We start from the raw sequence: 18909 nt of genomic DNA, 5'->3' as shown, positions 1-18909 counted from the left end.
TTTTATGGCCTTAAAACCCTTAATATCAAGCCAATCCTTGCACCCTATTAGCGGCTAGCTCCATTAAAAACCTTAAATTTGCGCATAAAACACCCACCTGATTTATCAGCTCTAGACCGCAGGACAAAAACTACCGTATAATCAGCGCCCAAGCTTGGCCCCTTAGCTCAGTTGGTTAGAGCACGCGACTCATAATCGCTTGGTCACTGGTTCAAGTCCAGTAGGGGCCACCAAATTTTAGCTGTTAAATCAGCACATTAAGTCAACTTTCGAGTTGGCTTTTTTGTTGGCTAAAATGGCGATGGCGATAAAATGGCGATAGATATTCTGGTGATCGGTTCTTAGGGCGAAAAAAAACCTGCTTTCGCAGGCTTATTCTATATCCACAATACACCCTGATTCGTTCGACTTGGATGGGGTGGAGCTGGCTTTGTTTCCCCCGGTGACACAATGATTCTGTCTACCGTTTCGTGCGTAGCGAAAGTACAACTGCAATTTATATTCTGGCACTGGTGATAACGTTCTTTCGTTTTTTCACTCAGGTAACGGCTAGACCGAGCATGTGCAGCGGTCTTACAAAGCGGGCAATGCATCATACTCGTATCCCCTCCTCTCTCTGCTTATGCAAGTATGATAACACTAGAAATGCTTAATAATTAGCTTTATGTGAACTAATTAATCAATAAATCACTTATTGTGAATCTACTCGGCCTCATATGTCACATCCGACAATAACACTTCGAGTGACAATTGTGTGGTGTAGCCGCTGTTGCTCAAGCTGTGCGATACCTTGCTGATTATCCAGCTTTGCTGGTCTATCACGGATTTAAAGCCGTTGACCGCAACCGGGGTTTCAGGGAATAAATCAGCGCGCCCCATAGCAAGGGTGATACTGAATTCAGCCACACCGCGCTGTAGCTTCTCCCATTTAGATTGAGCGGCGCGCATGGCGGCTTTTTGTGTGGCGTAAACCGTGGTGATAGTAAAAACGTTATCCTCAGACCCCACCAGATAATCCCCTTGCTTTTCCTCCACTGGCTTTTTTACTGTTGCTGCTTTGGTGCGGGTCGGTTTGGCTTTGGGGTGTTCCAGCGCGCGGAGTTGTTTAAACTTGGGCTTACGCTGCAACTTAACCTTTTTCGGCTTGGCCGGTTTGGGGTCTTTAGTATGCAACCAACTGGCACTCACACCGGTATACGCGCCCCGGTCAGCAATACTAAAGCTGTGCTGGTCGCCATCTTGTCGGGTGATCGTCATTTGCGGGATAGGTTTACCACTGGCAGTAACACCGCTGCCCGGTTTGATAAACAGCAGACGCCCGGCTTTTACAGCAGCTACCGCGCCATTTAGCGAGGCTAACCGGGTAATAAATTTGGCGTCCGTTTCTTGCGTCTGGTCGATGTGCGAAATAGCGATATCCGCCAGCCCCTCGGCCAGCATGGCTTTCAGGTTGTTGCGCTCGGCCACTTGCGCCACCACTTTCCCCAACGTGGTTTCATGATAAGAGACTTCTCGCCGCGCATTGAGTGAGCCGCGAAAATCAGCACTGCGCGCGCGAATGGTGAGCGTATCCGGCGCGCCATGATGCTCGACTTCATCCACGGTAAAATCGCCTTTACCAATTAAGGCCGACCCTTTCCAGCCTAAGAACACCGACAGCACCGCGCCCCGTTCCGGCATGGCAAGCTGGCCGTCGGCGTCATCCAGTTCCACATCGAGCTGGTCAGCCTCAAAGCCTCGGTTATCGGTCAGGCTTAGTGAGAGCAAACGGTCACGGATATTCTGGGTGATATCTTTTTGATTAATATCCAGCATAAAGTCCGGGGCCATATCCGCACCCGCCGGTAGTGCCATGCCGGTCATCATGAGAAGAATCCCCCGATAGCCGCCTGCGCCTTGCCGGTCATTTCCGTCACCTTACCCAGTAACTCGTCAGCTTGTTGTTGCAGGTCGCCGAACATGGCCGTTAACGACTCATCTACCCGCAACAGGTTGAGGGTGAACTCAATACGACGGGCGCTACCGTCTTCAAAAAACAGTGCGCCGGTCTGGCTCAGGCTCTCGATGACAAACATGCCGTAAATCATGCCGCTACCCTCAACCAGCGGCCAAGCCTTGCCTTGGTCAGCCATCGCCTCAAGGGTCAGCAATGACAGGCGGCCCCCTGTCAGCTCCGGTAATAGCACCCCGGACAAGGTGATTTTTTCATTATCGACACCAAGAAATTGCGCGGACGGGCGCAAACCCACGCGGCTGTTAGTCGGCCAACGATAATCAATATTGCGCCCCATGGTTTGATAGGGTGTGGTCTGACGCATAAACACAAATAAGCCCAGCGATAACATCATGATTAATCACTCTCCATCTGGCCGCGCTGGCGGGCGCGTTTAGTGCGTTCATTTTTGGCAAGGGCATCTGTCATCATGCGTTCGGCATCCTGTCGGCTCATGCCCGGCGGGATAGTGACCTTGATATCATTGGTGGTCACACTGCTATCAACGATGGTGGTGCCGGTATTGGCCGTAACCGGCTGATAACCACCGTACAACACGCCGCCACTGGGTGAGTATCCGCCCGCGTAAGGGTTATCTTTCGGGACGTTATCAGCCAGTCCGGTAGATTTGCTATCAATAACGCCGAGCTTTTCCAGCACCCAGTCAATGCCACTGCGCAGGGTGTTTAGCGCATCCATGGGTAGACTGAGCGCCGCCGCCAGCCCCTCGCCGAATAACTTGCCCGCGTTAGTGGCCGCGTCTAAGGTTTCCTGCGTGGCTTTGACCGGTTTAATCAGGTCAGCGAACCAGTTCGACAACTGTTTCACCTTGTCACTAAACCAGTTAAACACCGGCTTAAGCGGCTCAAAGGCGGCACTGATTGGCCCCATGGCAGCGGTAAATCCCTCGGCCACGCCCGCAATAAAGGCGCTGATAGGCTCCCAATATTTACGGATAAGCAGCCCACCGGCCACAATGACCGCGACCACGGCGGCTATCGGCCATGTCAGCGCGGTGAGTGCCGTGGCAATGGTTCCGGCCATCAGGGAAAACCCGGTACTGAGCAGGCTAGCCCCCGCCAACAACAGGTTAAATCCGGCCATCACCGGCCATGCAATTAACCCCAACGCACCCAGCCCAGCGACCAGCGCCAACGCTGCGCCAGTGACCGTGGTAATGGTGCTGACCAATTCAGGGTTTTTCTTAGCCCATGCCGCCACCTTAACTAGCCAGTCGGTAGTGGTGACGGTCAGCTTACGCAGCGCGGAATCTTGCTTTTCAAAGACTTCAATTTCTAAGTCTTCCCATGCCGAACTCAGGTTTTTCAGGTCGCCGTCGAGGTTATCCATTCTGACCGTGGCGATAGATTGCGCGGTGCCATCGGCATTTTTCAGCTTGCTTTGTTTCTCCGCCAGCTTGCCGTTACCAGCGGCGGCCACCAGTTTCACCGCGCCTTTCATGGCTTCCTCACCGAATATCACTTTCAGGTATTCGGCTTGCTGCGCGGTGCCGAGCTTGTTCTTTTTAAACGAACGGTCAATATCTTTGAGGATTTTCTCCACCGGCAACATATTGCCCTTGTTGTCGCGTGTCGTGATTCCCAGCTCACGCAAGGCTTCCGGCGCTTTACCGACGGGTGCCTGCAACCGACTAAACACGGCGCTGGTACTGGTGCCGGCCATGCTGCCTTTAATGCCGTTATCGGCCAGAACGCCAAGCAGTGCGGTGGTGTCTTCAATACTGGCCCCGGCGGCCTCGGCAATCGGGGCCACATATTTCATCGCCTCGCCCAGCTCTAACAGGTTGGTGTTTGAGCTGGTAAAGCCTTTCGCCATCACATCCGATACACGCTTAATCTGGTCTAGCGGCAGGTTAAACGCCGACTGCATGTTGGTAACAATATCCGCAGCCTCGGCAATATCCACACCGGACGCCAGCGACAGGTTAACCGTGGGTTCCGTCGCCGCCAGAATGGCGTCAGCGTCATAGCCGGAACGGGCCAGCGTGTCTTGGGTTCGTGCCACATCCGTCGGGGAAAATGCAGTGGAACCGCCGATATCCCGCGCCTGTTGGCGTATGGCCGCCAGTTTGGCGTCATTTTTATCCAGCCCTAAAATCGCCTGCGTACCGGACATCTGGCTATCAAATTCCATACCCGGCGCAATCAGTTTTGCCGCACCGTATAACCCGGCGGTTGCCACACCCAGACTGGCCGCGCCCACATTGCGCACCGTGGCGGTGGCCGCTTTTCCTTTCTGGTAGCGGTTACTGATACGGTTGAGTTGTTCCTGTTTCTGGCTCAGGCGTTGCAACTCTTGGCGCTGGCGACTTAGTGCTACTGTCGCCTCGGCAGCGCTGCTGCGTAACCGGCGCTGTTCACTGCTCAGGTTTTTGGTGGCGATACCGTCGGCGTTCAGCGCATCACGCTGGCGCTGCACTGACTGGCGCAGCCCGTTGTATTTGGTTTGCAGTTCGGCTGCTGCGCGCTTGGCTCCCTCCATCAGCCGGGCTTGTTGGGCTGTGGGTTTCTCGGTGTTTTTAAAGGCAATCGCCAACGCCGCCGCATCTTCTTTGGCTTTTTTCAATGCCTGCCCGGTAACGGCCAGTTGGCCGCTGGCCTTGCGGAAACCGTCAATCTTCGCCGCCTGCGCATCGAGCGATTTAATGCTGCTTTGCGTGTTGCGAATATCGCCAGTGAGGGATTTACTGGCGGTTTGAATGGCTTTAAATGGGCGGGTGGCTTGGTCTACGGCTTTGAGCAATACCTGTAACTGTAAGCTCTTACTCATGGTTTACGGCTCCACTTCTTAGCAGGGCTTTATGACGCCAGCGCACCAGCTCGGTGAGACTCAAGGCCCAAAGCTCTGACGGCGGCCAATGAAAAATGGCGGCAATATCCGCCATCAGGTCGTCAACTTCCAATTTTGGGTCGAGCGTTACGCCCCCTGTTTCGGCGACAAAAAACCAATCACCTTGCCCGCCAGTGCCACCAAGTCGGGCAGTTCTAAGCGGCCACATTCGGCGGCGGTCAGTGTGGGGGTGGTGATTCGTGGCAACACGATAATCAGCGCATCAACTTCAGAGTGAGCCACATCAAACAGGCGAACACCGCGCAATGTCCCGGCATTGGGGCGACGGACTTCAATTTCAGTGATTAAGGTATCTCCACGCTTTAATGGGGTATCCAGTACCACCACATTCTCGTTAACCTCGGCGGCGGGTTCAGTTTTAGCAGTTACTTTTTTCATGTTTTTTTCCAATTAATTTAGGGCGGCCAGCATGTGAGCACTGGCCGTCAGGGTTAGCGGCCAATGGCCTTGCGTTGGGCTTCCAGCAGGTCTACGCCGTTAACGATTTCAATCAGGTTAACCACGTCAATCTCCATTACCACTTTGCCGTCAATGGTCAGCTTGTAGTAAGTGCACTGGGTGGACACCTTGGTTTCGGTGTCTTCCCCTTGCTTGGATTCGCCGCCATCAATCTCTTTATGACGACCACGGATTTCGACTTCTACTGCGGTGACTTCGCCGGTGTCGTCACGCTGATAAGCGCCCGCAAAACGCAGCGGAACCGCATCAACCTTGGGCGCGCCCCATTGCTGCAACACAAACTCGTCAAGACCGCCCATTGACCACTCCATGGATAACGCATCGTCATCCAGCCCCAAATCAATCGGCGCAACACCATTCATCCCGCCGCCGCGATAGTTCTCCAGCTTGCGCGTGAGTTTTGGCAGCGTAATTGAGGACACGATCCCCATGTAATCGCGGCCATCGTTAAACAGATTCATTAATTTCAACTTACGTGGCAGTGCCATAAATCAGGTTTCCTTAGCTGTTGACGGCAGCGGCAAAGTTCACCAGATATTTATCGGTGATGCGCTGGCGCAGGGTGAGGTCTTCCAGTGGTGGCACTGGGGTGTAGTCGTAATCAATAAACAGCTTGCCCGCTTTCAGGGTGTCTTTATCGTTGGCGCTGTCGTCATACCAGCAAGTGCCGTCAATAATCAGCCCGGCGGATTTCATTTCGCGGAATTTGGCGTTGATGCTGCCAATCATGTCTTTAACCAGCGTCGGGTGCATCGGGCGGTCAATCGCCCACAACTGCGCCTCGGCCATGGTGTCCGCCAAAATTTGGGCGGTGCGGGTGTAGTTCTCGAAAGCAAATAACGGATCATCAGAGCAGGTACGCGAACCCCAAAACTTGAAGCCGTCTTTACGGATGAGTGTTGTGACGCAGGCTTGGTTTAGCAGGTCGGCATCTGTGCCAACGGTTTGCAAATCCCAGTAGACGCTGGCACTGATACCGGTGACGCCATTCACCCCGACGTTAGACAGGGTTTTATGCCAGCCCGTATCGTTGTCAATCTTGGCGCGCAGACCCAGCGCGCGGGCGGTGGCATAAGCAATATCGGTGCTATTAGCAGTAGTGTTCCAGCTCAGAAAATCCGGCCAGATTAGCATCAGCTCACGCTGGCTGAAATTGTCGCGGTACAAAATGGCTTCAGAAAGAGTCTTGCAACCGTAGGCGCTGATAGGGGTCTGACGCTCAGTGGAACGAAAACTCACGTTAAGATTCTTTTCTGAAAGTAGGAGGCCAACAGAGCGAAAACTTACCGTGAGGTTAAACTTTCCGCCCTAAGGGCCATTTTAATTAATAGAAATGAGCGTTTTACTCTATTTCTCTGACAAAGCGAGATTTCTGTTGGAACTTAAGATCCTTCCAAGGCATCATTCTTTGTTTAGGGTACGTAACATAAAGCCAACGCTTTGCGCGAGTTACTGCCACAAAGGCATTATTACGTTCTTCATCAATTTCTTTTAATGAGTTAGCTCGGTAATCAGGGAAAACACCCTCACACATTCCCATCAAAAAAACGATGTCTTTTTCAAGTCCCTTCATAGTATGAACGGTACTCAATAACAACCCATTTTCTAATGAGTTTTCTGTTAACTGACCAAGGGCTAAAGCATTTCTAAAAGCGACTAAAGAATTTCCCAACCCTTTGCGTTTGAATAAGGTCCAAGCTCTGCTAAACTCATTCAATTCATCTAAACTTAATTTTATCTCTTCAGACTTCCCTTCAGATGGAGCTGTACCTTGACTAATTAAACTAGTTAACTTTTCTTCAAACAAACGAACGAACTTTCTTATATTAGGTTCATCAACGTCTAGGCTATTTATTGAATTCATCAACTCAGAATACAATTCAGCGTTTTCTCTATCCAGATTTTTAGTTTGATTGGCTAAAATATTTAAAACACCATTTGACCATGACGTAGGCGCTATAACTCCCAATAGCGAGCACAACTTTTTACCATCAACCCAATCTTTTGGATTTAGCTTTATGCGAATAGAGTAATCGAGAATTCTTCCAAAAATTGTCGTAGGCTCTAGTTGACGCTCTCCTTTTCTCATGGAAAAATGGATATTATTTTGTTTTAAACAAGCTTCTAGTTTATTAAAAACGAATCTATTCCTTGCTATAACCACCATTTTATCTAAAGATATGTCACCCTCTATTTCAGGATGTGTTTTTAACTCTAAGAGCAGCTTAACTGTAGATGTAATCCATTCAGCCTCAGCTTCTTCCGTATCAGCAGAAACTATCTTAACACCGCCTTCTAAGGCATAATCAAGTTCCGCTTGAGAGTTCGGCTTTAATTTATTCGCAGCCCTAATAATAGCCTTTGCGCTACGATAGTTTTCTCTTAATTCAAACTGAAATGGAGTAAAATCCTCCAAGAAATAGGTGCAAAGATACTCTTTTGAAGAACCATTGAACCCATAAATCATCTGATTCGGATCTCCCACCATGAATACACTGTGGATGACATCTCCGCACAATGCCTTAATAAACTCATACTGGGCTTTATTTAAGTCTTGAGCTTCATCGATACAAACATGTTTGTACTGAGAACGATAAATTTGAGCGATCCAGTTATGTGTTAATAAAATTTTGTGAGCATAAACTAATATGTCATCATAATCTATCCCACCACTATTGACTAAAGATGATTGATAGTCTTGAAAGACCTTCCAAATATTACTGTTTGGATATTTTTCTGTTACATCTGATTCTGTAAATAGCTCACGCTTGATCCTTGAAAATATATCCATATAATTTTGAAGATTTTTTTCTCGACTTTTTAGCTCCTTAGAATCAGAAATATTCAGATATTCATCAATATTTACGCCATCTTCACGTAAGGATTGGAGGAAAACTTCCATTCGATCTTTATCTCGATCATAAATATGAAGCTCTGCAGGTAATCCTACTGTATGCCCATACTTCTCAAGAATACGCTGAGCCACAGAATGAATTGTTGCTATCCAAGCCCTATCTTCCGCTTCAATACAGTCCTCTAGGCGAACAGACATTTCTTCCGCAGCTTTGTTTGTGAAAGTAAGCGCTATCACTCCATCTTTTTTTGTATTCTGCAATATATAGCGAACTCGTTCAGTTAAAACTCGTGTTTTACCAGAACCGGCTGAAGCAAGCACTTGAATCGCTTTATTAAATGGTGCGTGCACTATTTGAGCTTGACTTGATGATAAGTTCAACATCATTATCCCCACCCTTTTAGCTGAGTAAAAGTATCAATAACAGCCTGAGGTATTAATTGTTCCACTGTTTTATTGTTTGGATTTCTTAATATGACATCAGCTAGAAAACCAGCGTAAGATGCCTTGGAGGAACGCATTCTCTTTAGAAGCTCATCATCACTAAGCGCCTCGATTTCTCTAGTTTTAGCTTCATTATAGGCAGCATTACTTCCCCCCCTTGTCTCCGTATTAATCAGAGCCTCGATAATTTCTTGACGCATCCCCACAACATGAATTAACTCAGCCTCAATATCATTTTTAGGTGACAAATAGGAAACATGTAAATTTTTTTCAGACAGAATTAATGATGTGTTTCTTTCAATCTTCCTTAATTGAGATTCAATTTCCGTTTTAGTATTTCCATCGTTATCACTGACAATGCACACAGGAATGCCAAAACTCAATGCCATTTTTATAAATGGCGGGTAGTTTTTCCCAGAAACACTTATACAATTTACTCCAAGAGAAAATGCAGATTTTCTAAAAAAGGCTGAAAACATTGAAGGTATTATTTGTTCTTCAGTAACACCTTCGAATAATATTAGCGCTTTTGAGAACAATAGCTCGCCTCTGAATCGCATAATTTCTCGCTGAAGAATATTTATATCTTCTGGATCTAATCCACTAATTAATTGCGTAGCATTGATAGCATTTGATGTTCTAATCAACCCACGTAAGTTTTCAAGTTCTGACATCCCCACTAAATATGGGGAGTGTGTACTAATGATAACTTGGCCAGGACTATCTTGTAATTGTTGGAAAAGTGTTCTTTGCGCATTCGGATGTAAATGTGCCTCAGGTTCTTCCGCCGCTAATATTGGAAAGAATGGTTCAGCTTCTTTCTCATGGTTTGTCGCCATCAACTCTGTAAATGCTTTCACTGCTAATATAGACGCCCAACTGCGTGTTCCCATACCATGGTATTCCATAGAGAATGAGCTTTTATCAGACTCTCCAAAATGCACGCTGAATCGTTTTGAAAGATCTCTTATTTTTTTTGGAAATGGTGTCAGTTCAGTTTGTCCAGACCCTTCAAATGATTGATTTAGAGTATCAAGATGAATTTTTAAACGTTTAAGAGGTTCGCTTTTATTAATCGCTTCCTTGTTGATTTCGGCAACCATTTTTTCCAATTCTGCTACATCATCATCACCGTATTCAATACTTGATAGAACTCTACCAACAAACGAAGATTTTTCTTTCAACTCATTATGGATATCTCGCTGTGCATCTATAGAAATAAAAGGTATGGACTCGAGTCTCCTTCCCATCTTATTTTTACTGTTAATGCGAGAATCTTGCCAATTTTCGGCATTCGGCCAAACATCTAAATAAAATCGTTCGACGTTATATCCACCTTTAACTCTATCAGGCTTTGCAGTTGTTCGTATTGCTACAAATTGTTTCCCATCAGCCTCTGCTTGTATCGAATCACCAAATTCTTGTTGCCATGATTCTGAAAACTCAGCGGTTCTAATGCCGCGATCTAATGCAATAAAACGCAAGTCAATTGTAATGTTATCTTGTCTCTTTTCATCATCGCCAATATGAAAATCCTCATCAGATAAATACCGAGAATAATCCCCTAATGAAAGTTGCAGGGCTTTTATTATCGATGTTTTCCCTGCGTTATTTTGGCCAAACAATACAGTTACCCGAGGCAAAATAACCTCCACATTGGAGACACCTCTGAATCCACAAATTCGAACAACATCAATTTGGATATTCATTATTCAAGATACCTTTTTTGGCTCATTTGGAGCACTTTGTAAACCGAGGAGCGGGCAATGTTTAATATTCTCGATATATCTGTAGCCCCAATCCCTTGTTCCCTAAGAGCTAAGACCTTTTGTTTATCCACACTAGGTTTTCTCCCAAATTTAACGCCTCTACTCTTAGCTTCTAAGCGTCCTTCGTTAGTACGTTCCAGTATCCGTTGTCGTTCTGCTTGAGCTACAGCGGACAGGATAGTGACTATCATCTTACCCATTGTCCCTTCTGTGCTGATCCCATCATCCAGAAAGCGTATAGCGACACCCATTTCATCAAACTCTTTGATAAGTTGAATCATATCTGACGTATCTCGGCCAAGGCGGTCTAGCTTTTTTATTAGGATGACGTCGCCTTCCTCAATTTTTAGCCGAAGCATCTGGAGCCCTTCGCGATCCATCTTAGTGCCAGTCACTTTATCCGTAAAAATACGATTTGTTTTTACTCCCTCAGCTTTAAGCGCTTTTACTTGCGAATCAAGAGATTGCTGACTGGTGGAGACGCGAGCATAACCAAAGGTTCTCATGGCAAAAATGTCTCCTAAATCGATTTGTGTACATTTCATTCATTATTTGTCTATTATATGACATTTATCGATTTAATGGACACATCTTAACTATTAATTTAAGACGTCTATAAAGTTATAACATTTCGGACGGTTGCAAAAGTGTTACTAAATGCCCGTCAGGCAGGGAGACCGATATGCCCGTTGACTTTCTGACCACTGAGCAGACTGAAAGCTATGGCAGATTCACCGGTGAACCGGATGAGCTTCAGCTGGCACGATATTTTCACCTTGATGAAGCAGACAAGGAATTTATCGGAAAAAGCAGAGGTGATCACAACCGTCTGGGCATTGCCCTGCAAATTGGATGTGTCCGTTTTCTGGGCACCTTCCTCACCGATATGAATCATATTCCTTCCGGCGTCCGGCATTTTACCGCCAGACAGCTCGGGATTCGTGATATCACCGTTCTTGCAGAATACGGTCAGAGGGAAAATACCCGCCGTGAGCATGCAGCGCTGATACGTCAGCACTATCAGTATCGTGAATTTGCCTGGCCCTGGACATTTCGCCTTACCCGTCTTTTATATACCCGGAGCTGGATAAGCAACGAACGTCCTGGCCTGCTTTTCGATCTGGCGACAGGGTGGCTTATGCAACATCGTATTATTCTCCCCGGAGCCACTACGCTGACCCGGTTGATTTCAGAGGTAAGGGAAAAGGCGACGTTGCGCCTGTGGAACAAACTGGCACTGATACCGTCAGCCGAACAGCGTTCACAGCTGGAGATGCTGCTGGGGCCAACTGATTGCAGCCGCCTGTCTTTACTGGAATCACTGAAAAAAGGCCCTGTGACCATCAGTGGTCCGGCGTTTAATGAAGCAATTGAACGCTGGAAAACTCTGAACGATTTTGGCCTGCATGCTGACAACCTGAGTACACTCCCGGCTGTGCGCCTGAAAAATCTCGCACGTTATGCTGGTATGACTTCGGTGTTCAATATTGCCAGGATGTCACCGCAGAAAAGGATAGCGGTTCTGGTTGCCTTTGTCCTTGCATGGGAAACGCTGGCGCTGGATGATGCACTGGACGTTCTGGACGCCATGCTGGCCGTTATCATCCGTGACGCCAGAAAGATTGGGCAGAAAAAACGGCTCCGCTCGCTGAAGGATCTGGATAAATCTGCATTGGCGCTCGCCAGCGCATGTTCGTACCTGCTGAAAGAAGAAACACCGGACGAATCGATTCGTGCTGAGGTGTTCAGCTACATCCCCAGACAAAAGCTGGCTGAAATCATCACGCTTGTCCGTGAAATTGCCCGGCCCTCAGACGATAATTTTCATGAAGAAATGGTGGAGCAGTACGGGCGCGTTCGTCGTTTCCTGCCCCATCTGCTGAATACCGTTAAATTTTCATCCGCACCTGCCGGGGTTACCACTCTGAATGCCTGTGACTACCTCAGCCGAGAGTTCAGCTCACGGCGGCAGTTTTTTGACGACGCACCAACGGAAATTATCAGTCGGTCATGGAAACGGCTGGTGATTAACAAGGACAAACATATCACCCGCAGGGGATACACGCTCTGCTTTCTCAGTAAACTGCAGGATAGTCTGAGGCGGAGGGATGTCTACGTTACCGGCAGTAACCGGTGGGGAGATCCTCGTGCAAGATTACTACAGGGTGCTGACTGGCAGGCAAACCGGATTAAGGTTTATCGTTCTTTGGGGCACCCGACAGACCCGCAGGAAGCAATAAAATCTCTGGGTCATCAGCTTGATAGTCGTTACAGACAGGTTGCTGCACGTCTTGGCGAAAATGAGGCTGTCGAACTCGATGTTTCTGGCCCGAAGCCCCGGTTGACAATTTCTCCCCTCGCCAGTCTTGATGAGCCGGACAGTCTGAAACGACTGAGCAAAATGATCAGTGATCTGCTCCCTCCGGTAGATTTAACGGAGTTGCTACTCGAAATTAACGCCCATACCGGATTTGCTGATGAGTTTTTCCATGCTAGTGAAGCCAGTGCCAGAGTTGATGATCTGCCCGTCAGCATCAGCGCCGTGCTGATGGCTGAAGCCTGCAATATCGGTCTGGAACCACTGATCAGATCAAATGTTCCTGCACTGACCCGACACCGGCTGAACTGGACAAAAGCGAACTATCTGCGGGCTGAAACTATCACCAGCGCTAATGCCAGACTGGTTGATTTTCAGGCAACGCTGCCACTGGCACAGATATGGGGTGGAGGAGAAGTGGCATCTGCAGATGGAATGCGCTTTGTTACGCCAGTCAGAACAATCAATGCCGGACCGAACCGCAAATACTTTGGTAATAACAGAGGGATCACCTGGTACAACTTTGTGTCCGATCAGTATTCCGGCTTTCATGGCATCGTTATACCGGGGACGCTGAGGGACTCTATCTTTGTGCTGGAAGGCCTTCTGGAACAGGAGACCGGGCTGAATCCAACCGAAATTATGACCGATACAGCAGGTGCCAGCGAACTTGTCTTTGGCCTTTTCTGGCTGCTGGGATACCAGTTTTCTCCACGCCTGGCTGATGCCGGTGCTTCGGTTTTCTGGCGAATGGACCATGATGCCGACTATGGTGTGCTGAATGATATTGCTAGAGGGCAATCAGATCCCCGAAAAATAGTCCTTCAGTGGGACGAAATGATCCGGACCGCTGGCTCCCTGAAGCTGGGCAAAGTACAGGCTTCAGTGCTGGTCCGTTCATTGCTGAAAAGTGAACGTCCTTCCGGACTGACTCAGGCAATCATTGAAGTGGGGCGCATCAACAAAACGCTGTATCTGCTTAATTATATTGATGATGAAGATTACCGCCGGCGCATTCTGACCCAGCTTAATCGGGGAGAAAGCCGCCATGCCGTTGCCAGAGCCATCTGTCACGGTCAAAAAGGTGAGATAAGAAAACGATATACCGACGGTCAGGAAGATCAGTTGGGAGCACTGGGGCTGGTCACTAACGCCGTCGTGTTATGGAACACTATTTATATGCAGGCAGCCCTGGATCATCTCCGGGCGCAGGGTGAAACACTGAATGATGATGATATCGCACGCCTCTCCCCGCTTTGCCACGGACATATCAATATGCTCGGCCATTATTCCTTCACGCTGGCAGAACTGGTGACCAAAGGACATCTGAGACCATTAAAAGAGGCGTCAGAGGCAGAAAACGTTGCTTAACGTGAGTTTTCGTTCCACTGAGCGTCAGACCCCTGATATAACCAAAGGCGCGCAGCTTCTGGCAAATATCCGCCAGCGCCGTCGATACCGCCAGATTATCCAGCCCCGGCACACCGAGAATACGCGGGCGCACACCGGTGACTGATTGCGCATCTAACAACGCTTTCATGCCGGTGTAGCGGCCGTTCTCGTCAGCACCGCCGATAATATTAGACGTGGTTTCATCCTCATCTTTACCGGTAGCGACACGAACAACAATGGTCACTGGGCGGGCCTGCTCTGCAATGGCTAACAATGACGCGGCCAGCGTGCCTTTTTTACCGGCTTTACCGGCGGCGGCTAACACATTGGTAATCAATACCGGGGTGTTGAGGGGGAATGTTGCCGCGTCGGCATCCTCGCCGGTGCAGACCATGCCGACAATGGCAGTGGACACAGTGGAAATGACGCGGGTGCCGTCGTTGATTTCGAGGACACGCGCGCCGTGATGATAATCACTCATGGATTAACTCTCTGTTGGTTGAGGGTGAGAGTATGTTGACGGCTTACTGTGCGAGGGGCATCTGATAGGGGATGTGTGGTGGCTGGTACAACGAAAAAGCCCCGCAATCGGGGCCAAGTTGAATAGCTAAACGGCGAGCGGCGGCCAGACTGGCACCTGATAGCCCTGATTGACCGCTTCCACCAATAGCCATTGCGGCAGGTCGGGCAGCTCAATCAGCGGCCAGTTTTCCAGCGTCGTCCATGCGCGATAGGCCGCGCGGGTAGTGGTTAATTCGGTGCGCTCTGCCTTGGTCAACAGAGTATCGTTAATGGAGTAATCAGTGACCATCATGGGGTCAGTCGCCATAATAAAATCATCACGATGGGCGCGAGCCTTTGCCGCCAGTTGGTCGGGGGTTAGCGGTGGCGTTTGAATATCGACCCAACAAGGCTGGGCGTTATTGATACCTATTTCTTTCCCTGTTGGGGCTGCGCAGGTGTATTGGTCATAAATATCCTGCGTGATTTCCATTGCATCACTGGGCCATGACTCGGCCGCAATATAACGTGATTTCATTTCTTCGCGGTAAAGACCAAGCGTGGTAGGCGAAAAATAATATTTCATTCTTAATGTCCTATTGCGTAGATATCAATACCACCGAGTCCGCCGACAGGGGCATGGGTATTTGTTGAGCCGACGGCGTAAACCCGTCCGACAGGGAGAGCGCCTGCCGCTGATGATGACAAGTCTGAAGCTGCTGATGCACCATCCATTCCCCACACGCCTAAACACTCAATCGGAAATGGGGTTAGCCAGACGGCGTTAATCGTTGCGGCGGCGCCCGGAGTGACAACGGAGCATTTTTGAAGTAAAAAACCGTTGGGTAAGGTCAGTGTCCATTTACTGCTATCGGCATTTTTGACAAATGACCAGGCGCTCATATCGGGTATTTGTCCCGCACCGGTTCCGACATCTTTTGCCGCCGCCGTTCCACAGCCGATATTAATTCTTGTGTTAGTCTTGGCGATTTCACCTTTGTTTTTAATTTCGATTAAGTCATTAACCACGCGGAGAGTATCGTTAAAGAGTGCAACGCCTCCGGCGACACCAGAGCTTAATTTAGCTGCATCTCCCAAACCCAAAGCAGTGAGGGCGGCTTGCACAAAAGCGGTATTCGCCAATTGTTGGGTATTATTTCCCGCAGCCGGTGTAGGGGTAGTTGGTTTACCCGTCAGTGCGGGGCTGGCTTTGGGTGCATACTGTGAATGCGGATCAACCGCTGCTAAATGTGCAGTCATCAATTCATCGGCATAGGTTTTAACCTCAATCACCCCATCATCCACGTATTTACGCGTTGCCAGCACCACCGACGGGTCGATTTTCAACGTAACCGCCGCCGTGCTGCTGACAATCAAAATCATCCGAATGGTTTGGGTGCGGCCGCTGCCCTCTTGCAGTTGCGGTTTATAGGTTTCGGCGCAGTTGGCAATGGCAATCAAATCACCGTCTTTATCCAACAAGCCAATTTCTCGAATCCACCACCCGCCCTCAGTTTCAGGGATAACCTGTTCCGCAATAATCTGGCTGGTGTTGACGGGGTCAACGGTCAGCATATTCAGAGCCGCCCGGCGTTGCTCATTCACCAGTTTAATTTGTGCTGGGTTCGGCGTTGGCAAGGTTCCGCCGCCGTCACCAACTGCCATTTGGGTGATTTCTACGCGGGTGCCGAGGGCGGTGGCATTCGCCAGCTTGGCCGCGCCGATATTGGTCAGTAAAGCAAAAAATTTTGCGGTCATGGGTTCACTCTCAGGTTATCAATAATATGGACGGCGGCGCTGGCGTAATCCTCGCCGGTCACGGTTATGGTTTCAGGTAAATACGGGTACACGGTCAGCTCGTCACCGCTGTAACTGCCAGCAGCTACATACAGCGGGCCGCTGCTGTCGAGGTTGATAGACAAACCGATTAAATGGCGGCTGCATGGTTTGGCGTCGTCTATCAGCCGCTCAAGCTCTTGATACATTTCTTCGGTAATGCCGGTTTCCAATACGCCGACATCGAGGCGAAAGGTTCCGGGGGTTTCGTTGGTCTTCCACCATTCAATCACCTTGATGAGATAGCCCAGCGGCTCGACCACGCGACGGATCGCGCCGATGGTGCCTTTGTGTTTGTGGACGTACTGCGAGGACTTCACCACCGCGCGCTTAGTGGCTTCCGGCCATTTCTCATCCCAGCGGTCAACCGACCACGCCCACGCCAGATAGGGCAATAGGGGCAGCGGGCAAGTGTCGGCATTCCACAATTGGCGAATTGGGACAGGGGTATTCTCCAACTCCGCGCAGGCGCGCGCAGCAGCCACTTCCAGCACCGACGAACCGACAGGCAGTAAACGGTCAGTCATCCGTACCCCCGACAGTGATGGTGCTGCCGGTGCAATAAGCGGCTTGGGTTTTATCCAGCACCACGTCAGCCAATGGGGCATTAATCACGACTCGCTGAACGCCCTCAACATGCAGCGCGGCATAGAGTGCCGACAGGCGAATGTCACGACCAAGACGGCGTTGGGCGGTGACAAAAGCGGTTAATTTCTTCTTAGCCGCCACGCGCACCGGCTCCGCTTCCGGCCCCGGATGCAGATAGAGCACCGCGTCAATCTCATAATCTTCAATGCGGGCGGATTGCACCGTCACCCGGTCAGCCACCGGCCGCGTGTTCTCATCATTCAGCGCGGCCTCAACCACGGCCAGCAACTCGTTTGAGGCTTCGCCGTTGCCCTCACGCGATAACACCGTGACCGTGACACAAGCGGGGGTCGGGCTGATTGCAGAGGCATCGGCCACCCGGCCGTCGGCGCTTTTGGCGTGATATTCATACGCGCCCGTTGGCCCGGCGACGCTCAAGCCCTCAAAGGCTTGCGGGATACGCACGCGGAAATCAGAGTCAGATTCCATCACCGCGTCAATCGGCGGAATGGCGGTGGGGTCTGCTGGAATAATCACCAATCGCTCAACGTTATTATTTGCGCCAAGCTGGTCTAAATCACTGCCGACGGCATAGGCCACCATCACCGCGCGGGCCGCGTCATTGACGCGTTGGCGCAATATCACCTCACGGTAAGCGTTTTCCTGTAATAGCTTGACCAGCGGCTCAGATTCCAGCGACAACGTACGGGCCACGGCGGCGCGCTGTTCTTCCGGGTAAAGAGAAATCAGTGTGGCTTTACGCTCGGCCAACAGAATTTCATAATCCAGTTCTTCCACCACAAAAGGCGGCGGTAACAGGCTCAGGTCAATGGTTGCCATAGGGTCAGCTCACAGGGATGGTTAAAGAAAGGGGGGCCGCGCTATCGGTGCGGGTGCCAGTGATATCGACCACCATTTTTCCGTCAAAGGTGGTATCAAAGGTGATGCCCGTCAGCTTGACCCTCGGCTCCCAGCGCAAAATAGCGCTGTAACTGGCGGCCATAATTTGCAGGCGCAGGGCCGAATTTTGTGGCTGGTCAATCAGCTCCGAGAGGAGCGAACCATAAGCGCGACGCATCACCCGCGAACCGACGGGCGTAATCAGAATGTCGGCGATGGACTGGCTGATATGGTCAGCATCGGTAATGGTTTGCCCGGCGTTGCGGTTCATGCCGAGGTATTTTGCTGTGGTCATTGAATCCCCTCCGTATAGCTGCCACCGCGCTGCACTCCGCCGTGGTCATGCTTATCAACCACTACGCCATTAGATGAAAGTTTCCCGCCGGTATGCGTGATATTGCCGCTCATCTTGCCGCCTTGGGTCACATTCAAGGTGGCGGTGGTCAGGTTGTTAGTGCATTCCACTTCGGGTGTGTCTAAAAGGATTTTGACCGAGGCGGCGCAGGTGATATTGGGGGCGGTGGCATTCACCGATTCACTGGCATTGATAACCGCCGTTTTGATGCCGTCAGCCTGCAACTCGCCGCTCTCAGGTTCATAGTGCAACGTGGCACCGTCAGGAAAGGCGATATACAGGCCATTGGCCGAGGCCGACGGTGGCGGGAAGTCATCAGAGAAAATACCCGGCAGCACAAAGGCGGTATCGAGTTCGCCACCGAGGGACAATATCAACACCTGTTCACCCTCGGACGGTGCCCACCATGATCGCGATTGACCAGCGCGCAGCGTCAGCCAGTTTAACCAGCCGGTGGTATTGTCACCCGTCGCTACGCGGCACAGGGCATTGTCGAGATCGACCTCGACCACCGTACCAATACGGATCAGGTTGCGCAGTAGGCGCAGAATTTCAGTGAGTTGGGTTTGAGTGTTCATGGGGAAAGGATGCTTGTTGATAAGCCCCTGTACAATGAACTTCAAATGTGTC

17 protein-coding genes, 1 tRNA gene and 2 pseudogenes are annotated in these 18909 nt (G+C 50.0%); 2 read left to right on the top strand and 18 right to left on the bottom strand.

Annotation, left to right across the window (positions count from 1 at the left end):
* Window positions 1–156 precede the first annotated feature (156 nt).
* Window positions 157–233: transfer RNA gene (locus tag DA391_RS02710), tRNA-Ile, on the top strand.
* Between the two features lie 144 nt (window positions 234–377).
* Here the strand turns inward: DA391_RS02710 and DA391_RS02705 are convergent.
* The 11 genes and pseudogenes from DA391_RS02705 to DA391_RS02655 form a co-directional block, all read right to left on the bottom strand.
* Entirely contained in the window at window positions 378–596 is a 219-nt protein-coding gene (locus tag DA391_RS02705; protein WP_072076720.1) for a DNA-binding transcriptional regulator, read from the bottom strand.
* A gap of 106 nt (window positions 597–702) precedes the next feature.
* The gene (locus DA391_RS02700; protein ID WP_108087340.1) at window positions 703–1866 is read right to left on the bottom strand and encodes a phage late control D family protein; all 1164 of its coding nucleotides are present in this window, start codon (window positions 1864–1866) and stop codon (window positions 703–705) included.
* A complete protein-coding gene (locus DA391_RS02695; protein ID WP_108087339.1) occupies window positions 1863–2348 on the bottom strand; it encodes a phage tail protein in 486 nt (161 codons plus the stop codon). The genes DA391_RS02700 and DA391_RS02695 overlap by 4 nt, the downstream gene beginning before the upstream one ends.
* Window positions 2349–2350: 2 nt before the next feature.
* Entirely contained in the window at window positions 2351–4783 is a 2433-nt protein-coding gene (locus DA391_RS02690) for a phage tail tape measure protein (protein WP_108087338.1), read from the bottom strand.
* Entirely contained in the window at window positions 4776–4898 is a 123-nt protein-coding gene (locus tag DA391_RS02685; RefSeq protein ID WP_004875948.1) for a GpE family phage tail protein, read from the bottom strand. Before DA391_RS02685 ends, DA391_RS02690 begins: the two co-directional genes overlap by 8 nt.
* Before the next feature lie 32 nt (window positions 4899–4930).
* A complete protein-coding gene (locus DA391_RS02680) occupies window positions 4931–5242 on the bottom strand; it encodes a phage tail assembly protein (protein WP_108087337.1) in 312 nt (103 codons plus the stop codon).
* Between the two features lie 53 nt (window positions 5243–5295).
* Window positions 5296–5811, bottom strand: coding sequence for a phage major tail tube protein (locus DA391_RS02675; protein WP_108087336.1), 516 nt, complete (start codon window positions 5809–5811; stop codon window positions 5296–5298).
* 13 nt (window positions 5812–5824) lie between these two features.
* Window positions 5825–6529: pseudogene (locus tag DA391_RS02670) on the bottom strand (phage tail sheath C-terminal domain-containing protein); the annotation flags it as partial.
* 136 nt (window positions 6530–6665) lie between these two features.
* Entirely contained in the window at window positions 6666–8564 is a 1899-nt protein-coding gene (locus tag DA391_RS02665; RefSeq protein ID WP_240624783.1) for an ATP-dependent helicase, read from the bottom strand.
* Complete coding sequence (locus tag DA391_RS02660; protein WP_108087335.1) at window positions 8564–10330, bottom strand: ATP-dependent nuclease; 1767 nt, start codon at window positions 10328–10330, stop codon at window positions 8564–8566. Before DA391_RS02660 ends, DA391_RS02665 begins: the two co-directional genes overlap by 1 nt.
* Window positions 10330–10896 carry a recombinase family protein gene (locus DA391_RS02655; protein ID WP_108087334.1) on the bottom strand — a complete coding sequence of 189 codons (567 nt, stop codon included), beginning with the start codon at window positions 10894–10896 and terminating at the stop codon, window positions 10330–10332. The genes DA391_RS02660 and DA391_RS02655 overlap by 1 nt, the downstream gene beginning before the upstream one ends.
* A gap of 176 nt (window positions 10897–11072) precedes the next feature.
* Here DA391_RS02655 and DA391_RS02650 point away from each other — a divergent pair, with 176 nt between their 5' ends.
* Complete coding sequence (locus DA391_RS02650; RefSeq protein ID WP_108087333.1) at window positions 11073–14078, top strand: Tn3-like element Tn3 family transposase; 3006 nt, start codon at window positions 11073–11075, stop codon at window positions 14076–14078.
* Here the strand turns inward: DA391_RS02650 and DA391_RS02645 are convergent.
* From DA391_RS02645 to DA391_RS02615, 7 genes and pseudogenes are all read right to left on the bottom strand, one after another.
* Window positions 14068–14580: pseudogene (locus DA391_RS02645) on the bottom strand (phage tail protein); the annotation flags it as partial. The gene DA391_RS02650 and the pseudogene DA391_RS02645 sit on opposite strands and share 11 nt — an antisense overlap.
* Before the next feature lie 126 nt (window positions 14581–14706).
* A complete protein-coding gene (locus tag DA391_RS02640) occupies window positions 14707–15186 on the bottom strand; it encodes a tail fiber assembly protein (RefSeq protein WP_108087332.1) in 480 nt (159 codons plus the stop codon).
* Between the two features lie 2 nt (window positions 15187–15188).
* Window positions 15189–16358 (bottom strand): phage tail protein, encoded by a 1170-nt coding sequence (locus DA391_RS24375; protein WP_108087331.1) that lies wholly within the window; start codon window positions 16356–16358, stop codon window positions 15189–15191.
* Window positions 16355–16963 (bottom strand): phage tail protein I, encoded by a 609-nt coding sequence (locus DA391_RS02630; RefSeq protein WP_108087330.1) that lies wholly within the window; start codon window positions 16961–16963, stop codon window positions 16355–16357. The genes DA391_RS24375 and DA391_RS02630 overlap by 4 nt, the downstream gene beginning before the upstream one ends.
* A complete protein-coding gene (locus DA391_RS02625) occupies window positions 16956–17864 on the bottom strand; it encodes a baseplate assembly protein (protein ID WP_108087329.1) in 909 nt (302 codons plus the stop codon). The genes DA391_RS02630 and DA391_RS02625 overlap by 8 nt, the downstream gene beginning before the upstream one ends.
* 4 nt (window positions 17865–17868) lie before the next feature.
* Entirely contained in the window at window positions 17869–18219 is a 351-nt protein-coding gene (locus DA391_RS02620; protein WP_108087328.1) for a GPW/gp25 family protein, read from the bottom strand.
* Complete coding sequence (locus DA391_RS02615; protein ID WP_108087327.1) at window positions 18216–18857, bottom strand: phage baseplate assembly protein V; 642 nt, start codon at window positions 18855–18857, stop codon at window positions 18216–18218. Before DA391_RS02615 ends, DA391_RS02620 begins: the two co-directional genes overlap by 4 nt.
* Window positions 18858–18909 lie beyond the last annotated feature (52 nt).

The sequence above is a fragment of the Yersinia massiliensis genome (assembly GCF_003048255.1).
GTDB classification, from domain to species: Bacteria; Pseudomonadota; Gammaproteobacteria; order Enterobacterales; family Enterobacteriaceae; genus Yersinia; species Yersinia massiliensis_A.
Note: the sequence above shows the minus strand (reverse complement) of the source record. Positions and strands in the feature narration are given on the sequence as shown.

Bases quoted from the DNA above. Each gene is read 5' to 3' on its own strand.
- DA391_RS02705 (WP_072076720.1), bottom strand. From the start codon at position 596: ATGATGCATTGCCCGCTTTGTAAGACCGCTGCACATGCTCGGTCTAGC.
- DA391_RS02700 (WP_108087340.1), bottom strand. From the start codon at position 1,866: ATGATGACCGGCATGGCACTACCGGCGGGTGCGGATATGGCCCCGGAC.
- DA391_RS02695 (WP_108087339.1), bottom strand. From the start codon at position 2,348: ATGATGTTATCGCTGGGCTTATTTGTGTTTATGCGTCAGACCACACCC.
- DA391_RS02690 (WP_108087338.1), bottom strand. From the start codon at position 4,783: ATGAGTAAGAGCTTACAGTTACAGGTATTGCTCAAAGCCGTAGACCAA.
- DA391_RS02685 (WP_004875948.1), bottom strand. From the start codon at position 4,898: ATGGCGGATATTGCCGCCATTTTTCATTGGCCGCCGTCAGAGCTTTGG.
- DA391_RS02680 (WP_108087337.1), bottom strand. From the start codon at position 5,242: ATGAAAAAAGTAACTGCTAAAACTGAACCCGCCGCCGAGGTTAACGAG.
- DA391_RS02675 (WP_108087336.1), bottom strand. From the start codon at position 5,811: ATGGCACTGCCACGTAAGTTGAAATTAATGAATCTGTTTAACGATGGC.
- DA391_RS02665 (WP_240624783.1), bottom strand. From the start codon at position 8,564: ATGATGTTGAACTTATCATCAAGTCAAGCTCAAATAGTGCACGCACCA.
- DA391_RS02660 (WP_108087335.1), bottom strand. From the start codon at position 10,330: ATGAATATCCAAATTGATGTTGTTCGAATTTGTGGATTCAGAGGTGTC.
- DA391_RS02655 (WP_108087334.1), bottom strand. From the start codon at position 10,896: ATGAGAACCTTTGGTTATGCTCGCGTCTCCACCAGTCAGCAATCTCTT.
- DA391_RS02650 (WP_108087333.1), top strand. From the start codon at position 11,073: ATGCCCGTTGACTTTCTGACCACTGAGCAGACTGAAAGCTATGGCAGA.
- DA391_RS02640 (WP_108087332.1), bottom strand. From the start codon at position 15,186: ATGAAATATTATTTTTCGCCTACCACGCTTGGTCTTTACCGCGAAGAA.
- DA391_RS24375 (WP_108087331.1), bottom strand. From the start codon at position 16,358: ATGACCGCAAAATTTTTTGCTTTACTGACCAATATCGGCGCGGCCAAG.
- DA391_RS02630 (WP_108087330.1), bottom strand. From the start codon at position 16,963: ATGACTGACCGTTTACTGCCTGTCGGTTCGTCGGTGCTGGAAGTGGCT.
- DA391_RS02625 (WP_108087329.1), bottom strand. From the start codon at position 17,864: ATGGCAACCATTGACCTGAGCCTGTTACCGCCGCCTTTTGTGGTGGAA.
- DA391_RS02620 (WP_108087328.1), bottom strand. From the start codon at position 18,219: ATGACCACAGCAAAATACCTCGGCATGAACCGCAACGCCGGGCAAACC.
- DA391_RS02615 (WP_108087327.1), bottom strand. From the start codon at position 18,857: ATGAACACTCAAACCCAACTCACTGAAATTCTGCGCCTACTGCGCAAC.